Origin of the sequence: Janthinobacterium sp. TB1-E2 (assembly GCF_036885605.1) — a bacterium.
GTDB classification, from domain to species: Bacteria; Pseudomonadota; Gammaproteobacteria; order Burkholderiales; family Burkholderiaceae_D; genus Janthinobacterium; species Janthinobacterium aestuarii.
Genome location: NZ_CP142523.1, coordinates 734,066 through 754,539 on the forward strand (window position 1 = coordinate 734,066; position 20,474 = coordinate 754,539).

General features: G+C 64.1%; 10 protein-coding genes and 1 riboswitch. Of the genes, 6 read left to right on the forward strand and 4 right to left on the reverse strand.

Features of this window, described 5'->3' with window-relative positions; translation table 11 throughout:
• Positions 1 to 87: 87 nt before the first annotated feature.
• A complete protein-coding gene (locus OPV09_RS03275; protein ID WP_034753155.1) occupies positions 88 to 585 on the reverse strand; it encodes an Lrp/AsnC family transcriptional regulator in 498 nt (165 codons plus the stop codon).
• A 151-nt stretch (positions 586 to 736) separates the two neighbouring features.
• Here OPV09_RS03275 and OPV09_RS03280 point away from each other — a divergent pair, with 151 nt between their 5' ends.
• Both OPV09_RS03280 and OPV09_RS03285 read left to right on the forward strand, forming a co-directional pair.
• Positions 737 to 2,764: an aminotransferase class V-fold PLP-dependent enzyme gene (locus tag OPV09_RS03280; protein WP_338680528.1), complete on the forward strand. Its 2,028-nt coding sequence runs from the start codon at positions 737 to 739 to the stop codon at positions 2,762 to 2,764.
• A gap of 407 nt (positions 2,765 to 3,171) precedes the next feature.
• Positions 3,172 to 11,799 carry a GH36-type glycosyl hydrolase domain-containing protein gene (locus OPV09_RS03285; protein WP_425324048.1) on the forward strand — a complete coding sequence of 2,876 codons (8,628 nt, stop codon included), beginning with the start codon at positions 3,172 to 3,174 and terminating at the stop codon, positions 11,797 to 11,799.
• On the opposite strand, the gene OPV09_RS03290 is transcribed toward OPV09_RS03285, so the two are convergent.
• Positions 11,796 to 12,017, reverse strand: a complete 222-nt coding sequence (locus tag OPV09_RS03290; RefSeq protein WP_070301653.1) for a hypothetical protein — start codon at positions 12,015 to 12,017, stop codon at positions 11,796 to 11,798. The two genes, OPV09_RS03285 and OPV09_RS03290, sit on opposite strands and share 4 nt — an antisense overlap.
• Before the next feature lie 113 nt (positions 12,018 to 12,130).
• Positions 12,131 to 12,706 (reverse strand): TMEM165/GDT1 family protein, encoded by a 576-nt coding sequence (locus tag OPV09_RS03295; protein WP_058050181.1) that lies wholly within the window; start codon positions 12,704 to 12,706, stop codon positions 12,131 to 12,133.
• Between the two features lie 21 nt (positions 12,707 to 12,727).
• Positions 12,728 to 12,897, reverse strand: a riboswitch (yybP-ykoY riboswitch).
• A 145-nt stretch (positions 12,898 to 13,042) separates the two neighbouring features.
• Here OPV09_RS03295 and OPV09_RS03300 point away from each other — a divergent pair.
• From OPV09_RS03300 to OPV09_RS03315, 4 genes are all read left to right on the forward strand, one after another.
• The gene (locus OPV09_RS03300; RefSeq protein WP_338680529.1) at positions 13,043 to 15,424 is read left to right on the forward strand and encodes a M1 family aminopeptidase; all 2,382 of its coding nucleotides are present in this window, start codon (positions 13,043 to 13,045) and stop codon (positions 15,422 to 15,424) included.
• Positions 15,425 to 15,542: 118 nt separating this feature from the next.
• Positions 15,543 to 17,402: a M1 family metallopeptidase gene (locus OPV09_RS03305; RefSeq protein WP_338680530.1), complete on the forward strand. Its 1,860-nt coding sequence runs from the start codon at positions 15,543 to 15,545 to the stop codon at positions 17,400 to 17,402.
• Positions 17,403 to 17,424: 22 nt separating this feature from the next.
• Complete coding sequence (locus tag OPV09_RS03310; RefSeq protein WP_338680531.1) at positions 17,425 to 19,062, forward strand: serine hydrolase; 1,638 nt, start codon at positions 17,425 to 17,427, stop codon at positions 19,060 to 19,062.
• A 293-nt stretch (positions 19,063 to 19,355) separates the two neighbouring features.
• A complete protein-coding gene (locus OPV09_RS03315) occupies positions 19,356 to 19,550 on the forward strand; it encodes a hypothetical protein (RefSeq protein ID WP_046682096.1) in 195 nt (64 codons plus the stop codon).
• 60 nt (positions 19,551 to 19,610) lie between these two features.
• Here the strand turns inward: OPV09_RS03315 and OPV09_RS03320 are convergent, their stop codons facing one another.
• Complete coding sequence (locus OPV09_RS03320; RefSeq protein ID WP_338680532.1) at positions 19,611 to 20,438, reverse strand: methyltransferase; 828 nt, start codon at positions 20,436 to 20,438, stop codon at positions 19,611 to 19,613.
• Positions 20,439 to 20,474 lie beyond the last annotated feature (36 nt).

Below are 20,474 nucleotides of genomic sequence, written 5' to 3' on the forward strand. Positions count from 1 at the left end.
GACAGTATACCGGCCGCACTGCGCCTTCCATCGCACCATTGCTGCTTTTCATTCATTTATGTTGCATTGCAGCAACGCGCGATCGTCTCAGGCAGGCAAGCCGTGGGCGATCAATTCCAGCGGCAATTCCGTGCTGCACTTGATCTGCTCCATGGAAAAGGCGGACGACACGCCCGTCAGCTGCACGGCCTTGATGAGCTTTTTGTAGAAGGTGTCATAGCCCTTGATGTCGGTGGTGACGACTTTCAGCAGGTAATCGATGTCGCCGCTCATGCGGTGAAATTCCTGTACCTCGGGCAAGACGATGACGGCGGCGGCGAAGCGGCGCAGCCATTTTTCATCGTGCTGTCCCGTGCGCACGCTGACGAAGACGGTCACGGGCAAACCCACTTTTTGCCGGTTCACGATGGCCACGCGGCTCTCGATATAGCCGTCTTCCTCCAGGCGCTTGACCCGCTTCCAGCACGGCGTGCTGGACAAACCGATCTTTTCGCTGAGGGCGGCGATCGACAGGGTGCCATCCTGCTGCAAGGCGGCCAGGATGGCGCAGTCGAATTTGTCGAGCGAGGCGTTTGGTGAATTCATTTTACTATTCCAGTTTTTATGGCATGAACATGCTGCATGGTACATCGTTTGCAGCATTGTTTGGCATATCTTCACGGGGGCGGGCCGGTAGACTATCCATATGTTCCAGCCGCCTGCGCTGCCCCTTTTATAGAATACTCAGACTGCCATCATGAAAGAAATCTACCTCGACAGCAATGCCACCACTTGCGTGCTGCCCGCCGCCGTTGCCGCCGCCAAACAGGCGATGGAGCAGGGCTATGGCAATCCCAGCAGCACCCACGCGACGGGATTGCAGGCCAAGGCCATGATGGATGGCGTGCGCCGGCGCGCCAGCGGCTTGCTGGGCGTGGGCGATGGCCGCCTGATGTTCAACAGCGGCGCCACCGAAGGCATTCAGACTGCCGTGCTGTCGGCCCTGTGCGCGCTGCGCGAACGGCGCGATGCGGGCAAGCGCATCGGCAGCCTGCTGCTGTATGGCGCGACCGAGCACAAGGCCGTGCCGGAAAGCCTGGCGCACTGGAATCGCCTGCTGGGCCTGAACCTGGAAGTGCGCAAGCTGCCCGTCGATGCGCAGGGGCGCCACGATCTGCAGGCACTCGATGCGCTGATCGGCGACGCGGCCATGCTGTGCACGATGGCGGCGAATAATGAAACGGGCGTCGTCAGCGATTTGTCCGCCATCGCGCAGCTGCTGCAGGAGCGCGGCGCCGATGCCTACTGGATGGTCGATTGCGTGCAGGCGCTGGGCAAGCTGAAACTGAACCTGGCCGCCACGCGCATCGATTACGCACCGTTTTCCGGCCACAAGCTGTATGTGCCCAAGGGCATCGGCATGCTGTACGTGCGCGCCGGCGCCCCGTTTACACCCCTGATGATGGGCGGCGGCCAGGAAGCGGGCTTGCGCTCGGGCACGGAAAACATGGCTGGCATCGCCGCGCTGGGCGCCGTGCTGGCCGCGCTCGACGATGGCAAGACCTTCCGCAGCCACGCCGACCTGGCCGCGTTCCGCGAGCAGCTGGTGGCCAGCCTGGAACGTGCCTTCCCCGGCATCGTGTTCAATATGCCGTTCGACTTGTCCTTGTCGACCACGCTCAATTTTTCCGTGCCCGGTTTGTCGTCAAAGGAATTGCTCGATCTGTTCGACGCGGCGCGCGTGCGCGTCAGCTCGGGCAGCGCCTGTTCCGCCGCCAAGGCGCTCCCCAGCTATGTGCTGGAAGCGATGCACGTGCCGCAATGGCGTGCCAGCTCGGCCATCCGTCTGTCGTTCGGTCCCCTGATCGACGCGGCGACCATTACGGCCGCCTGCGCGCGCATTGAGCGCTGCGGCGAAGCGCTGCGCAGCAGCTGCCTGCTGCCGTCCGCGCTGGCGCCATCGCCGCAGGACGGCGTGATTCAGCTGAGCGTCGATGGCCAGTGCACCTGGCTGCTCAGCGACCTTGCCAGCGCCAGTTGCGTCGTCATCGATCCCGTCGCCGCGCTCGTGCCGCGCCTGGCCGCTTTCATCCGCTGCCAGCACCTGGCCTTGCGCGCCATCGTACACACGGCGGCGCCAGCCGACCATGGCGTGGCGCGCCTGGCGCTGCTGCAGGAACTCGAGATCGAACAAGTCGGCCACGTCGATATCGACGGTGAGCTGGCGCTGGGCCAGCAGCGTTTGCGCCGCGTCGAGTGTGGCGAAACCCATGTGTACCTGCTGGGGCAGCGCTTCGCCTTCATCGGCGCCCTGACGCCCGGGGCGCTGGCACCTCTGCTGGATGCGGCGCTGCTGACGCAGGATACCGTGCTGTGCGCGTCAGGCGACGACGGCAGCATTTGCGCTACCGTGCGCACCGTGCAGGACGGTAGCGTGCCGGCTGCCGAACTGCAGCTCGATGCGGCCGCCTTACCCGCCTTCCTGCGCCAGCATCCCGGCGCCATCCTCGTCGATGTGCGCGAAGCGTATGAACACGCGGCGTGCGCCGGCACGGTGTTCGAGGGCTGCGAGGTGCGTAGCGTACCGCTGAGCCGCCTGGCGGGACAGGTGGCCGCGTGGCTGCAGCAGCCGCAGCGCCCGCTGGTGTTTTTCTGCCGCAGCGGTAACCGCAGCGCGCGCGCTAGCGCCTGCCTGCGCCGCCTCGGTCACGGCGCGGCATGGCAACTCAATGGCGGCATGGCGATGGCCGAGGCGACGCGCCACCCGCTGGCCATCGCGGCCTGAACGGTCTGAACTTTCTTCCTTGAAATATTGCACCGTGCCATCTTTGGCACGGTGTTCTTCTCGCATTTCTTGCATTCATTTCCTGACGGCATTTTTCTGCCGCTCAACAGGCTAATTTCTTTGCTGAAACGTCCCTAAAACGTGATGTATGTACGCTAGCGCACGGTCTTGTGCAGATGGCGCACCTACGATGAAGTTCAGAAAATCTCCCTATACCCTGAGATTCGTCGCAACGCTCCGGCGCTTCGCTTTCCGTCTTCGCCAGTGTCCGATCGTGTTCTTCCAGACTGGGCCAGCGTGACGGTGGCCGCTGGCTGCGTGCGTGCACCTAGCGAGGCCCCAAGTTGAAAGAGTACACAGCAGTTGTCACGCAGCAGATCAAGGAACAGATTTCCAAAGTTAAAGAAATCTTCCGCGACCATTCCCTAGCACCGGACACCTTCGACGCCGCGCGCGACGATGCCTTGCCCCTGCGTTCCGAATTATTCAGCGCCATGCAGATGGCCGCCCACGGCAAGCACGTGGCCACCGGCCATGCGGTGGGCAAGCATCATGGCCGCGACCGCCTGTTGGCGCGCCTGGCCGACAATGCGGCCCTGATCACGGCCACCGTCAACGAGCTGACGGCGACCGTCAAAAGCGGACGCCAGGTCACGCCCGCCTCGGAATGGCTGCTCGATAATTTTTATCTGATCGAAGAGCAGATCCGCACGACGCGGCGCCATTTGCCGAAGAACTACAGCAAGGAGCTGCCGCGCTTGACGTCGGGCCCTGACGCAGGCTGCCCGCGCGTCTATAAAATTGCGCTGGAAATCATCTCGCACGGCGATGGCCGGGTCGACCTGGAAAACCTGTGCCACTTCGTCGAGGCTTACCAGGATGTGGCCACGCTCACGCTCGGTGAACTGTGGGCCGTGCCCATCATGCTGCGCCTGGCCCTGATCGAAAACCTGCGCCGCGTCGCCGTGCGCGTGGCCGACGACCGCATGCAGCGCGACCTGGCCAACACCTGGGCCGACCAGATGACGGAGATCGCCGAGCGCAATCCCAGCGGCTTGATCCTGCTGGTGGCCGACATGGCCCGTTCGAATCCGCCGATGACCAGCGCCTTCGTGGCCGAATTGTCGCGCCGCCTGCAGGGACAAAGTTCCTCGCTGACCCTGGCGCTGTCGTGGCTGACCCACAAGCTGGCCGAGTCGGGCCTCACCATCGAACAGCAGATCCAGTCCGAGATCGGGCAGCAGGCGGCCGACCAGGTATCGATCGCCAACAGCATCGGCAGCCTGCGTTTTCTCGGCACCATGGATTGGCAGGAATTCGTCGAGACGATGAGCGTGGTCGAGCAGACCTTGCGCCTCGACCCGGCCGGCACCTATGGCTTGATGGATTTCGCCACGCGCGACAGCTACCGCCACGCCATCGAACGCATTGCCAGGCGCAGCGCGCGCAGCGAAGTGGAAGTGGCCGAGATGGTGGTGCAGCTGGCGCACACGCACGGCAACGGCAATGACGCGCGCCGCGGCCACATCGGCTTCTACCTGGTGGGGCGCGGCGTGCTGGTGCTGGAAAAGCAGGCCGGCGCCAAGCTGCCCTTCGTCGAGGCGCTGCAGCATACGGCGCGCGCCGCGCCGCTGGCCGTCTACCTGGGCGCCATCTGCTTCCTGACCCTGGCGACGAGCGCCTTGCTGCTCGAGCGCGCCGTGCGCCATGGCGTGCAGGGCTGGCCCCTGGCGGCGCTGGGCGCGCTGGCGCTGCTGGGCAGCAGCCAGCTGGCCGTGGCCGTGGTGAACTGGCTGGCGACCCTGATGACGTCGCCGCATCCGCTGCCGCGCATGGATTACCAGGCCGGCATTCCGTCGGACGCGCGCGGCATCGTTGTCGTGCCGACCCTGATCTACAGCGAGGAAAACGTGGCGGCCCTGTGCGAGGCGCTGGAAGTGCGTTATCTCGCCAACCGCGACCCGAACCTGCGTTTCTGCCTGCTGACGGACTTCGTCGACGCCGAGGCGCAAACGATGCCGGGCGACGAAGCCCTGCTGCGCCAGGCGCAGGAGACCATCCGTATCCTGAACGAGAAATACCGCGTGGAGGGCGTCGAATTCAAGGAAAACGGCGACCCTGCCGATCCCGAGGAGCTGGGCCATGTGGGACCGTTCCTGCTGCTGCACCGTCCGCGGCTGTGGAATTCGCAGCAGAATGCGTGGATGGGGCAGGAGCGCAAACGCGGCAAATTGTCCGACCTGCACGCGTTCTTGCGCGGCGGCGCGCGCGACAAATTCTCGCTGGTGGAAGGCGAGTTGCGCGGCCTGCGCACGATCAAATACGTGATCACGCTCGACACCGATACGCAACTGCCGCGCGACGCGGCGCGCGAATTCATCGCCACCATGATGCACCCGCTGAACCGTCCCGTGCTCGACGCGGCCGGCACGCGCGTCGTGGCCGGCTACGGCATCCTGCAGCCGCGCGTGGCCGTGGCGCTGCCCAGCGCGAATGCCTCGCGCTACGAGCTGCTGTGCGGCGGCGAACCGGGCATCGACCCCTATACGCGCACCGTTTCCGACCTGTACCAGGACGTGTTTTATGAAGGCTCGTTCATCGGCAAGGGCATCTACGATCTCGACATGTTCGAGCGCGTGCTGGGCCAGCGCCTGCCCGACAATAAAATCCTCAGCCACGATCTGCTGGAAGGCTGTTATCTGCGCGCGGGCCTCTTGAGCGACTCGCAGCTGTACGAGGAATATCCGGCGCGCTATGACGCCGACGTGAGCCGCCGCCAGCGCTGGATCCGCGGCGACTGGCAACTGGTCGGCTGGCTGCTGGGCCGTGTGCCGGGCCGCGCCGGCAAGCGCGAACGCAATCCCTTGTCGATGCTGTCGCGCTGGAAGCTGTTCGACAACCTGCGCCGCAGCGTCGTCGCGCCCGCGACCACCTTGTCGCTGTTGCTGGTGTGGGGCTTCCTGCCGCACGTGGCCTTCTGGAGCGCGGCCATGCTGGCCATCATCTTCCTGCCGCCCGTCTTTTCGGCACTGTATGATCTGCTGCGCAAACCGCGCGACACCCTGTGGCGCCAGCACCTGGCCGCGTTCGAGCGGCGCTGCGGCGTGCAGTTTTCGCACGCCATGCTGACCCTCGTCTTCCTGCCGTACGAAGCGTGGATCAGCCTCGATGCCATCGTCCGCACCCTGTGGCGCCTGGGCGTGTCGCACAAGCATTTGCTCGACTGGCGCGCCTCGAACCTGCATGTATCGTCAGGTTCGCAGGCCGACAGCTGGCGCGCCATGTGGTGCTCGCCCGCGCTGGCGCTGGCCACCTTCGGCGCCTTGCTCTACTGGCGTCCGGAAGCCTTGCCCGCCGCCGCCGTGGTGCTGCTCCTGTGGCTGGCCGCGCCCGCCATCGCCTGGTGGATCAGCCGCCCCATCGAGCGGGCCGTGGCGCGCCTGTCGGCCGAGCAGGGACGTTTCCTGCATGGCGTGGCGCGCAAGACCTGGGCCTATTTCGATACCTTTGTGGGGCCGGACGACCACTGGCTGCCGCCCGATAACATGCAGGAACACCCGAACCTCGTGGTGGCGCACCGTACCTCGCCGACGAATATCGGCCTGGCGTTGCTGGCCAACCTGACGGCCTACGATTTCGGCTATCTGACCCTGGGCCAGTTGATCGAGCGCAGCCGCGCCACCCTGCACAGCATGGGCGAACTGGAACGCTTCCAGGGCCATTTCTATAACTGGTACGACACGCAGACCCTGAAGGCGCTGCAGCCGATGTACATTTCAACGGTCGACAGCGGCAACCTGGCCGGCCATCTGCTGACCTTGCAGCCGGGACTGGTGGAGCTGTATGACGCCCCGATCATCGGCGCGCAAGTGGTGCAGGGCATCCGTACGACGGCGCAGGTACTGCAGGAATTCATCGCCGCCGAAGGCGAGGGCCAGGCCATGCGTGACAGCATGCACTTGCTGCAAGCCCCTGCGACGCCCGCCAGCCTGGCCGAATGGCATGCCTACCTCTCTGCTGCGAATGGCGCGGCCGATGCGCTGCTGTCGCTGACCTTGCAAAGCGAGGATGGCGAGCTGTCGATGTGGGCGGGTGCGCTGGCGCGCCAGTGCCGCGCGGCGCTGGCTGAATTGCTGCAACTGGCGCCTTGGGCGGCGCAGGCGGGCGTCGATGCGGCGCTGATGCGCGTGCCGACCCTGCGCGAACTGGCCAACCTGGAAACGCCGGAAGGCCTGCCTTCGGAGCTGGCCGCCTTGCTGGCGCAGGGCCGCGAACAGGCGGGTCGCCACATGCGCGACATCGCCCACGCGGCGGGCCAGGCGCGCGACTTCGCGCAGATCGAGTACGGCTTCCTGTACAACCCGTCGACAAAACTGCTGGCCATCGGCTACAACGTCAGCGAACGGCGCCTGGACCCCAGCTACTACGATTTGCTCGCTTCCGAAGTGCGCCTGGCCAGCTTCATCGCCATCGCCCAGGGCCAGCTGCCGCAGGAGCACTGGTTCGCCCTGGGCCGCCAGCTGTGCATGGTGGCGGGCCAGCCCGTGCTGCTGTCGTGGAGCGGCTCGATGTTCGAGTACCTGATGCCGCTCCTGGTGATGCCGAACTACCCGAACACCTTGCTCGACCAGACCTACCACTCCGTCATCGAGGCGCAGATCGATTACGGGCGCCAGCGCGATGTGCCTTGGGGGATTTCCGAATCCGGCTACAACACGGTCGACGCCAGTTTGAACTATCAATACCGCGCCTTCGGCGTGCCGGGACTGGGCTTGAAACGGGGCCTGGCCGACGACCTGGTGGTGGCGCCGTACGCCAGCATGATGGGCCTGATGGTGCAGCCGGAAGCGTCGTGCCAGAACCTGCAGCGCATGCAGGCGGCCGGCTACATGGGGCGCTACGGCTTTTTTGAAGCGATCGATTTCACCACGGCGCGCCTGCCGCGCGGACAGGGCAGCGCCATCATCCGCTCCTTCATGGTGCACCACCAGGGCATGGGCTTTCTGGCCCTCAGCTACCTGCTGCACGACCGTCCGATGCAGCGCCGTTTCGAGTCCGATCCGCTGCTGCAATCGGCCTTGCTGGTACTGCAGGAACGCACGCCGCAGGCGGGCGCGTTTTACTCGAACACGGCCGAACTGGCGGTGCTGCGCAGCGGCGCGTCCGAGCAGGCCATGCCGATGCGCATCCTCACGCAAGCCAACAGCGCCGTGCCGGAAACGCAGCTGCTGTCGAATGGCCGCTACCACGTCATGGTGAGCAATGCGGGCGGCAGCTACAGCCGCTGGAAAGACCTGTCCGTGACGCGCTGGCGCGAAGACAGCACGCGCGATAACTGGGGCAATTTCTGCTATCTGCGCGACCTCGATGATGGCGAAGTCTGGTCCACCATGTACCAGCCCACGTTGGCCGAACCGAAGAAATACGAAGTGATTTTCTCCGAGGGCCGGGCCGAGTTCCGCCGCGCCGACCATGGCCTGGACCTGTACACGGAAATCGTCGTCTCGCCCGAGGACGACATCGAAATCCGGCGTACGCGCATCAGCAATAATTCGAACCGCCAGCGGCGCATCGAGATCACCAGTTTTGCCGAAGTGGTGATGGCGCCGGCGGCGGCCGATGCGGCCCATCCGGCCTTCAGCAAACTGTTCGTGCAGACGGAAATCCTCGCGCATGAAAAGGCGATTTTATGCACGCGCCGGCCCCGCTCGAAAGAGGAGCAGATGCCGTGGCTGCTGCATGTGATGACCGTGCACGATATCGAGCGCTACGAAGTATCGTTCGAGACGGACCGCGCGCGCTTCATCGGCCGCGGCAATACGGCGCAGCTGCCGCAGGCGCTGCAGGAAAGAGGTCCATTGAGTGGCGGCCACGGTTCCGTGCTCGACCCCATCGTGGCCATCCGCTACGTCATCACGCTCGAACCAGACCAGGCCGTCACCGTCGACAGCGTCACCGGCATGGCCGAACAGCGCGATGCGGCCTTGCACCTGATCGACAAATACCAGGACCGCCACCTGGCCGACCGCGTGTTCGAGCTGGCCTGGACGCACAGCCAGGTGGTGCTGCGCCAGTTGAACGCGAGCGAAGCGGACGCGCAGCTGTATGCGCGCCTGGCCAACGCCGTGATCTACCCGAATGCGGCCCTGCGCGCCGAGGCCAGCATCCTGATCAAGAACCAGCGCGGCCAGTCCGGCCTGTGGGCGTATGCCATTTCCGGCGACTTGCCCATCGTGCTGCTGCAGATACGCGACGCGGCCAATATCGAGCTGGCGCGCCAGATGGTGCAGGCGCATGCCTATTGGCGCCTGAAGGGATTGATCGTCGACCTGGTGATCTGGTACGAGGAGCAGTCGGGCTACCGCCAGCTGTTGCACGACCAGATCATGGGCTTGATCGCCTCGGGCATCGATGCGCAGGCGATCGACCGCCCGGGCGGCATCTTCGTGCGCCTGGCCGAGCAGATCGCCAACGAAGACCGCATCTTGCTGCAATCGGTGGCGCGCGCCATCATCAGCGATTTGCGCGGCACCCTGGCCGAGCAGGTCAAGCGCCCGCCGAGCCCCGTGCTGCGCATGCCGCCGCTGCTGCAGGACCCGGCCCGCGAACAGGGCGGCGTGCCGCACCGGGCGCCAGAGCGCCAGTTGATCCTGGAAAATGGCCTCGGCGGTTTTACACCCGACGGCCGCGAATACGTGATCACCACGGCAGAAGGCAAGCAGACGCCGGCGCCGTGGTCGAACGTGCTGGCCAATGCGCAATTCGGCACGGTGGTGTCAGAAGCGGGCCAGGCGTATACGTGGAGCGAGAATGCGCATGAATTCCGCCTCACGCCATGGCAGAACGACCCCGTGTCCGACCTGTCCGGCGAAGCGTTCTATGTGCGCGACGAGCAAAGCGGCCAGTTTTGGTCGCCCACGTCACTGCCCGCGCGCGGCAGCGGCGACTACGTGACGCGCCACGGTTTCGGCTACAGCATTTTCGAACACAGCGAAGGCGGCATCGCCACGGAATTGTGCACCTATGTGGCGCTGGACGCTGCCGTCAAATATTCGGTGATCAAGGTGCGCAACGACAGCGGCGTGCCGCGCCGCCTGTCCGTCACCGGTTATGTGGAATGGGTGATGGCCGACCTGCGCGCCAAGTCCGGCATGCATGTGGCCACCGAGGTCGACACGATCAGCGGCGCCCTGTTTGCGCGCAATAACTACAACACGGAGTTTTCGGGCCGGGTCGGCTTCTTCAATACGGACGCCAGCATCCGCTCCATCACCTGCGACCGCAATGAATTCATCGGCCGCAACGGCAGCCTGGCGCAGCCGGCGGCGCTGCGCCGCGTGCGCCTGTCAGGCAAGGCGGGCACGGGGCTGGACCAGTGTGCCGCCATCCAGGTGCCGTTTGAATTGCAGCCGGGGCAGGAGCGCGAAATCGTCTTTATCCTCGGCGTGGGCGGGCGCCGCAATGCCGATGCCAGCACCATGGTGCAGCGCCATGCGGGCAAGGAAGCGGCCCGCATGGCGCTCGACGCCGTGCGCGCACACTGGGACAGCACCCTGGGGGCTGTACGCATCGAAACGCCTGATCCATCGCTCGACGTGATCGCCAACGGCTGGCTGATGTACCAGACTATCGCCTGTCGTTTGTGGGCGCGCAGCGGCTATTACCAGTCGGGCGGCGCCTACGGTTTCCGCGACCAGCTGCAGGACGCGATGGCGATGATACACACGGTGCCGCAGCTGCTGCGCAAGCACTTGCTGCTGTGCGCGGCGCACCAGTTTGTCGAAGGCGACGTGCAGCACTGGTGGCATCCGCCATCGGACCGCGGTGTGCGCACGCACTGCTCTGACGATTACCTGTGGCTGCCGCTGGCCGCCTGCCGCTATGTGATCGCCACGGGCGACGTCAACGTGCTGTCGGAAGTGGCGCCCTTCATCGAGGGACGCGCCGTCAAGCCGGAAGAAGATTCCTACTACGACTTGCCCGTGCGCTCGGGCGAGTCGGCCGACCTGTACGAGCATTGCGTGCGTGCCATCCGCCATGGCTTGCGCCTGGGCGTGCACGGTTTGCCGCTGATCGGTTCCTGCGACTGGAACGACGGCATGGACAAGGTGGGCGAACATGGCAAGGGCGAGAGCGTGTGGCTGGCCTTCTTCCTGTATGAAGTGCTGCAGCGCTTTGCCGAAGTGGCCATGCTGCGCGGCGACGCCGCGTTTGCCCAGTTCTGCCGCGACGAAGCCGTGAAACTGGCCGCCAACGTCGAGGAACATGCGTGGGATGGCGAGTGGTACCGGCGCGCGTATTTCGACGATGGCACGCCCTTGGGTTCGCACACGAACGAGGAATGCCAGATCGATTCGATTTCGCAAAGCTGGGGCGTGCTGTCGGGCGCCGCCAACAAGGAGCGGGTCGCCGGCGCCATGCGCCAGGTCGATGCGCGCCTCGTGCGCCGTGATTCCGGGGTGATCCAGCTGCTCGATCCGCCGTTCGACAAAGCCGACCTCAATCCCGGCTACATCCGCGGCTATGTGCCGGGCGTGCGCGAGAACGGCGGCCAGTACACGCATGCGGCCATCTGGACGGCGATGGCGTTTGCCCGCATGGGCGATGGCGAAAAGGCATGGGAACTGCTGCGCATGATCAGTCCCGTGCGCCATGGCGCAGACGCGCAGGCGGTGGCGCGCTACAAGGTGGAGCCGTACGTGGTGACGGCCGACGTGTATGCCGTGGCGCCGCACGTGGGACGCGGCGGCTGGAGCTGGTACACGGGATCGTCGGGCTGGCTGTACCGCCTGATCGTCGAATCCCTGCTCGGCTTGACGCGCGAAGCGAACGTGCTGCGCATGGCACCGATGATGCCGGCCGAGTGGCGCAGCTTCAAGCTGCATTACCGCTTCGGCGCCAGCAGCTACGCCATCACGGTGGAGCAGGCGCAGGGGCGGCCTGCGGGATTGTCGCTCGATGGCGTGGCGCAGGGCGGCAACAGCATCACCCTGCGCGACGAGGGCCGCGAGTATGCGGTGCTGCTGCTGGTTTAGTCTTGCCCACGTACTTGCCACGTATCGTGTTCGGGACGGCGCCGGCCAGCCAGCAGGATCAGGCCGGCGCCAAACAGCAGTAGGTCGCGCGTGCGCACTTCGGGCGCGGACTGCGTTGCCGTCTGCTGGTGGTAGTTCACGGCTGCCGCCGTGGCGGCGGCAGGCTGGCTGGCGCAAGCGGCCAGGCACAGCGCCGCCATTTTTCCATTCAAATACATACATTCCTCAAGAAAGCGCACCGGTCGTTCGGGATCGGCGCGCCGGTATTCATGTCGCCGACATTGTAATTATGAACATGAATATTGTAAATGAGAAATTATCCAAGACTGTCTCAGAAACCCAGGGCGGCGCCTGCGCCCAGCAGGGTGGCCACGCCCAGCACGGCAAACACCAGCGCCGCGATGCCGTGCACGAGGCGCAGCGATACACGGTTGGCGATCCTGTCGCCCAGGTAGACGGCCGGCACGTTGGCCAGCATCATGCCGAAGGTGGTGCCCAGCACGACGGAAACAATGTCGTGGTAGCGCGCCGCCAGCGCCACGGTCGCCACCTGCGTCTTGTCGCCCATTTCCGCCATGAAGAAGGCGATCAGGGTGGTCAGGAAGACGCCGTATTTGGCCAGCTTCGTCTCGTCTTCATCGAGCTTGTCGGGGATCAGCGTCCAGGCGGCCATGGCCAGGAACGACACTCCCAGCACCCAGCGCAGCACGTCGGGGCCCAGCATGCTGGTGATCCAGGCGCCGACGGCGGCGGCAAACGCGTGGTTGGCGATGGTGGCGACGAAAATGGCCAGCACGATGGGCAGGGGTTTACGGAATTTGGCGGCCAGCAGAAAGGCCAGGAGTTGGGTTTTGTCGCCGATTTCAGCGAGACCGACGATGCCGGTGGAGATGAGGAATGCTTCCATGAGATTGCAAGAGGTACGCGGGCCGGACGAATTAACCAATGATCCACAGGCGACTCCGGCCCATGCGGCCGCCCTGGATCAATGGTCTCGTCAAGTTCTGCAACCACCTGCACCATGGCCTGCGGGCCAATCATGTTGATACAGGTTCCCGCGGCAGGACCGCGGGACGACTACTCCCCAATGTTCGAGGCGCATCATACGCCAATGCCCGCGCCGGCGCCAGTAGCGCCGGGGCGGGGCGCGGCCCGGTGTGTGGGACTTCGACAACAATGACCGATTGCAAACAGACTCGACTTAGAATGCAGTTCTGTCCACGACTCCCAGATGGAATGCGCCATGCCGGTCCTTGTCCGCTTGCTTGCCTTGTGTTTGACCTTGTTTGCTCCCTTGTCCGGCCTGCGCGCCGCCGCGCCCTTCGACGACAAGTTCCGCCAGCTGGAAGAGCTGCTGCCCACGCCGAACAGCTACCGTACGGCGTCCGGCGCGCCGGGCCACGCCTACTGGCAGCAGCGCGCCGATTACGTGATCCGCGCCACGCTCGATGAGGAACGCCGCGCCATCACGGCCAGTGAGCAGATCACCTATCACAACCGCTCGCCCGACAGTCTGGCCTATCTGTGGCTGCAGCTGGACCAGAATGGCTTGCGCCAGGATGCCGACCAGCGCCGCGTATTGAGTGCGCCATCGCGCCAGGCCTGGCTCAGTGGCAGCGAAGACGAGGCGCTGAAATTCGAGGACTTGCGCGCCATCCACGCCGGGCGCGAATTTGACGGCGGCTTCAAGCTCACCGCCGTGAAAGCGGCCAACGGCAAGCCGCTGCCGTATGTGGTCAACCAGACCATGCTGCGCATCGATCTGCCGGTGGCGCTGGCGCCCGGCCAGAGCATCACGTTCAACATCGACTGGTCGTATCGGATCAATGACCAGAAGGTGCTCGTCGAGCGCTCCGGCTACGAGTATTTTGAAGACGACAAGAACACGATCTTCCAGATCGCGCAGTGGTTCCCGCGCATGGCCGCGTATTACGACGCCGCCGGCTGGCAGCACAAGCAGTTCCTCGGCTCCGGCGAATTCACGCTGGAGTTTGGCGACTACGAGCTGTACCTGACGGTGCCGTCAGATCACGTGGTGGCCGCCACGGGCGAGCTGCAAAATCCTGCGGCCGTATTGAGCGCGGCGCAGCGCGAGCGCTTGGCGCGGGCGAAAAACAGCAACACACCGCTGCTGGTGATCACGCCGCAGGAAGCGCTGGCGGCGGAAAAAGGCAAGGCGGCGGGGATGAAAACCTGGCACTTCAAAGCGGCCAATGTGCGCGACGTGGCGTGGGCCTCGAGCCGCAAGTTCATCTGGGATGCGCAGGGCCTGGACAGCGGCGGCAAGCGCGTGATGGCCATGTCGTATTATCCGAACGAGGGCAATCCGCTGTGGCAGCAGTACAGCACGCGCGCCGTCGTGCACGCGATCGAGCAGTACAACAAATATAGTTTCGACTATCCGTATCCGAACGCGATTTCCGTCAACGGCGCCGTGGGCGGCATGGAGTATCCGATGATTGCGTTCAATGGCGGGCGCCCCGTGAAGGACAAGAAGACGGGGGAGCTCACGTATTCGAAGACGGCAAAATATGACCTGATCGGCGTGATCATCCACGAAGTGGGGCACAATTATTTCCCCATGATCGTCAACTCGGACGAGCGCCAGTGGACGTGGATGGACGAGGGCCTCAATTCCTTCCTGCAGTACCTGGCCGAGCAGGCGTGGGAAGAGCATTTCCCGTCGTGGAATGGCGAGCCGCGCAAGATCGTCGACTACATGCGCAGCCAGAACCAGGTGCCCATCATGACCAATTCCGAGTCCTTGCTGCAGTTCACGGCGAACGCCTACGACAAGCCGGCCACGGCGCTCAACATCCTGCGTGAAACCATCCTCGGGCGTGAACTGTTCGACTTCGCTTTCAAGCAGTACGCGCTGCGCTGGAAGTTCAAGCGCCCGACGCCAGCCGACTTTTTCCGCACCATGGAAGACGCGTCCGGCACGGACCTGGACTGGTTCTGGCGCGGCTGGTTCTATACCACCGATGCGGTCGACATCAGCATCGACGGCATCAGCGAATATGGCGTGAGCACGAAGAATCCGGAAGTCGAGAAAGCGTGGAAGAAGGCGCAGAAGGACGCGCAGCCCATCTCGATTTCGGACCAGCGCAACAAGGCGCTGCCGAAGAAGGTCGACATCGATCCCGCACTGAAGGATTTCTATAACCGGCACGATGACTTCACGGTCACCAACAAGGACCGCAACAGCTATGCGGAAGAACAGGAAACACTGGAACCGTGGGAGCGCAAGCTGCTGGAACAGCGCAACATGGGCAAGCATCTGTACCTGGTCGACTTTTCGAATCTCGGCGGCCTGGTGATGCCCTTGATCCTGGAAATCGAACTGAAAAGCGGCAAGAAGATCATCGAGCGCGTGCCGGCCGAAGTGTGGCGCTATGCACCGCACAAGATCAGCAAGGTGATCGTCACGGACGAGCCGATGGTGGGGCTGGTGCAGGACCCGTACTGGGAGACGGCCGACATCGACACCAGCAACAACGCCTGGCCGAGAAAAATCACGCCATCGCGCCTCGAGCTGTTCAAGCAGGACCGCGACAAGAACAACCTGATGAAGGATTTTAATACGCCGCTCAAGGCGCCCGAGGCCAAGCCGGAAGCAAAATAGGGAAACAGCGCCGGCCAGTCCGGCGCTTTTTTCTGCCGGCCCGCGCCGGAAGTGCTATTCTGCGCGACGCCCCGGCGTACACGGACCGGGGCTTTCGCAAATCATTCAAAAGACGACCATGCAAACTTTGACCTTCCTGCGCGCGCTGGGCTGTGCGCTCCTTTGCCAGCTAACCCTGGCCGCGCACGCCGACCCCCTCAGCTATGCGCGCTACGACCAGGTGCGCACGCGCGACCTGCAGCTGGACCTGAAAGCGGACTTCAAGCAAAAGACGCTCTCCGGCTATGCCGAGCTGTCCTTGAACTGGATTGATCCGGCGGCGCGCACCCTGGTGCTCGATACGCGCGATTTGTCGATCGCGAAAGTGCAGGTACAGGACAAGCGCGGCGCCTGGCAGATGGCGCCGTACCAGCTGGACAAGGCCGATCCGGAAAAGGGCCAGGCGCTGCGCATCACCACCACGGGCCAGCCGGGCAAAGTGCGCGTCTACTATCACACGGCGCCGAACGCCATCGCGCTGCAGTGGCTCACGCCGCAGCAGACCATGTCGGGCAAGCTGCCTTTCATGTTCAGCCAGTCGCAAAGCATCAACGCCCGCTCGTGGGTGCCATCGCAAGATACGCCGGCCGTGCGTTTTACGTATAGCGCGCGTATCGATGCGCCAGCGGGCATGCGCGTCGTGATGAGCGCCGAGAACGATGAAAAGGCGACGGGCAAGGGCGGCTGGAAATTCAGGATGCCGCAGCCGATTCCATCGTACCTGCTGGCCATTGCCATCGGCGAACTGGAAGTGCGCAAACTCGGTCCCCGCTCCGCCGTGTATGCGGAACCGCCGCGCATCAAGGCGGCCGAATACGAGCTGGCCGACACGGAAAAGATGATCCAGGCCGCCGAAGCGCTGTACGGTCCGTATGGCTGGGGGCGCTACGACATGATCGTGCTGCCGCCATCGTTCCCTTACGGCGGCATGGAAAACCCGCGCCTGACCTTCCTCACGCCGACCATGATCGCGGGCGACCGCAGCCTGGTCGACCTGATCGCGCATGAACTGGCCCACTCGTGGTCGGGCAACCTGGTCACCAACGCCTCGTGGAAGCACATGTGGCTCAACGAAGGCTTCACCACCTACGTCACCACGCGCATCGTCGAGCAGCTGTATGGCAGCGAAGTGGCGCAGATGGGCGTGCAGGTCGACCAGGAAGAACTGGCCGCCTCGATCCGCGAACTGCCGGCCGCGAAAACGGCGCTGATCACGCGCGATGCGGACGCCAATCCGGCCGAAACGTACACGGACGACGGCATCATCTACCCGAAAGGCGCCTGGTTCCTGGCCACCATGGAGCGCCGTGCCGGCCGCGCCGTGTTCGATCCTTTCCTGCGCGGCTGGTTCGACCAGCACGCGTTTCAGAGCGTGACGACGGAGCAGTTCATCGCCTACCTGCGCAAGAACCTGCTGGCGCAGCATCCGGCCGTGATGCCGGAAGCGGAACTCGATGAATGGCTGTATGGCACGGGCGTGCCGGCCAGCGCGCAGCGCGTCGTCTCGCCGCGCCTGGCGCTGCTCGACCAGCACCGCGACGCCTGGTTGAAAGGCACATTGCCGACGAAAGACCTGGGCATGGACAAGTGGATCGCCATCGAATCGATGCACTTCCTGAACGACATCAACAACAAGGCCAGCGCGGCGCAATTGCGTGAGCTGGACCAGGCCTACGGCGTGGGCAAGAGCGGCAACAATGAAGTGGCGTACCGTTTCTACCTGGCCTCCGTGAACGCCGGCTACGACGTGCAGCAGCCCTTGCAGGCATTCCTCATGAGCGTGGGCCGCCAGAAGTTCGTCGTGCCCCTGTACAGCGTCTTGATGAAGACGCCGCAAGGCCATGCCTGGGCCAAGGACGTGTATGCGAAGGCGCGCGAACGCTACCACCCGGTGACGCAGGAAAGCGTCGACAAATTGATGGCCGCGCAAGCGCATTGAACTTCCTTTGGATATCCTGACCATGCATACCATGAACCGCCTCGCCGCCGCCATCGTGCTGGCGTTTTCCGCGATCGCCATGCCGGCGCTGGCCCTTGACGCGGCCCCCGTTGTCGCCGCCGCACCGGTGCCCGCGCCGGCCTTCGATCTTGAGCGCGACGTCGCCACCGCCCTGAAAGTGTTCGACGTGCCTGGCATGGCGATCGCCATCGTCAAGGACGGTAAAGTCATCACCGCCAAGGGATTCGGCGTGCGCAAGCTGGGCGAACCGGCCGCCGTTGACGCGAAGACCGTGTTCGAAGTGGCGTCGAACTCGAAAGGCTTCACGGCCGCCGCGCTGGCCATGCTGGTCGACGAGGGCAAGCTGGCCTGGGACGATCCCGTCACCAAGCATTTGCCCGGTTTCCAGATGCACGATTCCTACGTGACGGGCGCCATGACCATCCGCGACTTGCTGACGCACCGCAGCGGCCTGGGCCTGGGCGCCGGCGACTTGCTGTGGTGGCCGACGACGACCTTCAGCACCGACGAGATCATCGAGAAGCTGCGCTACATCCGTCCGGCCACGAGTTTCCGCAACAGCTATGCCTACGATAACCTGCTGTACATCGTGGCTGGCAAGATCATCGCCGACAAGGCGGGGAAAAGCTGGGGCGAGGCCATGCATGAGCGCATCCTGGCGCCGCTGGGCATGACGGGCACCACCACCAGCCTGGCGGAGAACGCGGGCAATCCCGACGTCGCCAATGCGCACAGCAAGATCGACGGCAAGATCGCCGCCGTCAAATCGATGCCCGTGCCGAACGCCGTGGGTGCCGTCGGCATCAACACGAATGCGGAAGATATCGCCAAGTGGATGATGGTGCTGCTTGACGGCGGCAAGATCGCCGGCGTGAAGGACAAGGACGGCAAGGACGCGCGCCTGTTCAGCGAAAAGCAGGGCCGCGAAATGTGGACGGCGCAAACGCCGATCAAGATCCCCGAGCCGAAACCGGCATTGGCCGCGACGAAACCGAACTTCAGCGCGTATGGCCTGGGCTTCCAGCTGCGCGACTACAAGGGCATGAAGGTGGCCATGCACGGCGGCGCGCTGCAGGGCTTTTATTCGCGCGTGGTGATGGTGCCGGAAGCGAAGCTGGGCGTGGCCATTCTCACCAATGCGGAAAATGGCGGTTCCATGACGGCGCTGCAATGGCGCATCCTCGACCATTACCTGCAGGCGGCGCCGTCGGACTGGCTGGCGCTGGTGGCCAAGGTGGAGCAGGACCAGCATGCGGAAGAAGTGAAAAAGCAGGGCAAGGCGTCGAGCGCGCGCGCGGCCAGATCGCAGCCATCGCTGCCTCTGGCGGCCTACGACGGCGAGTATGAAGATGCCTGGTACGGCAAGGTCATCATCAAGCCCGAAGGGAAAAAACATATCCTCAGCTTTACGCGCACGCCGGACCTGACGGGCGAGCTGGAACACTGGCAGCACGACACCTTCATCGTGCGCTGGAAAGAGCGTAACTTCAACGCCGACGCCTACGTGACGTTCTCGCTCAATCCCGATGGCAGCATCGACCGGGTGAAGATGGCGCCCGTGTCGGCCGAGACGGATTTCAGCTACGACTTCCAGGACCTGAGCCTGGTGCCGGTGAAACCGAAGGAAGCGAAGAAATAAAGGGTCGATACATAAAGGGTCGATACCAGAACCGCAGCCTGTGCTGCGGTTTTTTTTTCGCCCGTTGCCATGCAAATGCGCGGCAGGAGGTCGGCGGGCCGGTTTTTATTCCATGAAATGGGGCGAAAAAGAAACGTTATCTTGTTTTCTTGTTTGCGTATTTACTAACTTTTCAAGGTGGTACTATTTCCGTGCGCCATGAAATTCGTCTGTCGACAGATGCTTTCTGGCGGCTGACGTCTTTGTCTTCCAGTGTTTTTTAGAACGACTCAACTTTGGGGAATGGGATAAAAATGATCAATGTGAAAAAAGCCGTATTTGTCTTTTGCGCCGCCGTCGGTTTTGCCGGCGCCATCAGTTCTTCCGCGTTTGCCTTGCCAACGCGTGAAACCTGCGAGGAAGCCTATACCGCCTGCGTGACGGACGGCGATGCCAACGCCTGCACCCTGGTCAAGCGCCTGTGCGGCGTGTACGGCATCCACCTGTAAGGCGGCATTCCAGTCCGGGATCGGGCGGCGCGCCGGAGTGGCGCGCCGCCGTTTTCTTTTCTAGGGCTTGACGAACTTCAAGGTCATGCGGTCGCTCTCGCCGATGGCCGTGTACTTGGCCCGGTCCACATCCTTGTTGGCGTAGGTGGGCGGCAGCGCCCAGACGCCGCCCTGGTGGTCCGCCGTGTCTTTCGGATTGGCGTTGATCTCCGACTTGGCCGCCAGTTTGAAACCTGCGCCTTCGGCCAGCTTGATCACATACGCTTCGTGCATGTAGCCGCTGCTGGCCGTGGCGTCCTGCGCCTTGTTCGCCGGCAGGCGGTGCTCGACGACGCCGAACACGCCGCCCGGTTTCAGGCTGTCATACACTTCCTTGAACAGGGTCTGCATGCCCGCTTCGCCGATCGGTATCCAGTTGTGGATATTGCGGAAGGTGAGCACCATGTCGGCCGTGCCCTTGGGCGCGATGCGGTAGGTGGTGGGTGGCGCAAAGGCGCCGATGTCCACCTTGCCGAAGGCGGCTGGATTGGCGTCGAGTTTTTGCTGGAAGCGCGCCGCGCCACGGCGTGCGCCTTCGCTGCTTGACTGCGGGTCGTTGCCGGCGGCAATCAGCTTGCCGTTGTCGCGCAGGTAGGGCGCCAGGATCTCCGTGTACCAGCCGCCGCCGGGCGCCAGTTCCACCACCGTCATCGTCGGCTTGATGCCGAAGAACGTCAGCGTTTCATACGGGTGGCGGGCGCTGTCGCGCAGCGCGTTGGCCGGTGTGCGCGCGCTGCCGGCGATGGCCGCTTTCAGGGCCGCGTCGCCCGTGTCGGCGGCCAGCGCCGCGCCGCTGCCGCCACAGGCCAGCATGGCCGTCAGGGCCGCAGCCAGGGATACTCGCTTCATCATCATTTGCTCCATGCGTGATTGGATCGGTTGGTG

Excerpts from the sequence above, each read along its gene's own strand:
- OPV09_RS03275 (WP_034753155.1), bottom strand. The coding sequence starts at position 585 with ATGAATTCACCAAACGCCTCGCTCGACAAATTCGACTGCGCCATCCTG.
- OPV09_RS03280 (WP_338680528.1), top strand. The coding sequence starts at position 737 with ATGAAAGAAATCTACCTCGACAGCAATGCCACCACTTGCGTGCTGCCC.
- OPV09_RS03290 (WP_070301653.1), bottom strand. The coding sequence starts at position 12,017 with ATGTATTTGAATGGAAAAATGGCGGCGCTGTGCCTGGCCGCTTGCGCC.
- OPV09_RS03295 (WP_058050181.1), bottom strand. The coding sequence starts at position 12,706 with ATGGAAGCATTCCTCATCTCCACCGGCATCGTCGGTCTCGCTGAAATC.
- OPV09_RS03300 (WP_338680529.1), top strand. The coding sequence starts at position 13,043 with ATGCCGGTCCTTGTCCGCTTGCTTGCCTTGTGTTTGACCTTGTTTGCT.
- OPV09_RS03305 (WP_338680530.1), top strand. The coding sequence starts at position 15,543 with ATGCAAACTTTGACCTTCCTGCGCGCGCTGGGCTGTGCGCTCCTTTGC.
- OPV09_RS03310 (WP_338680531.1), top strand. The coding sequence starts at position 17,425 with ATGCATACCATGAACCGCCTCGCCGCCGCCATCGTGCTGGCGTTTTCC.
- OPV09_RS03315 (WP_046682096.1), top strand. The coding sequence starts at position 19,356 with ATGATCAATGTGAAAAAAGCCGTATTTGTCTTTTGCGCCGCCGTCGGT.
- OPV09_RS03320 (WP_338680532.1), bottom strand. The coding sequence starts at position 20,438 with ATGAAGCGAGTATCCCTGGCTGCGGCCCTGACGGCCATGCTGGCCTGT.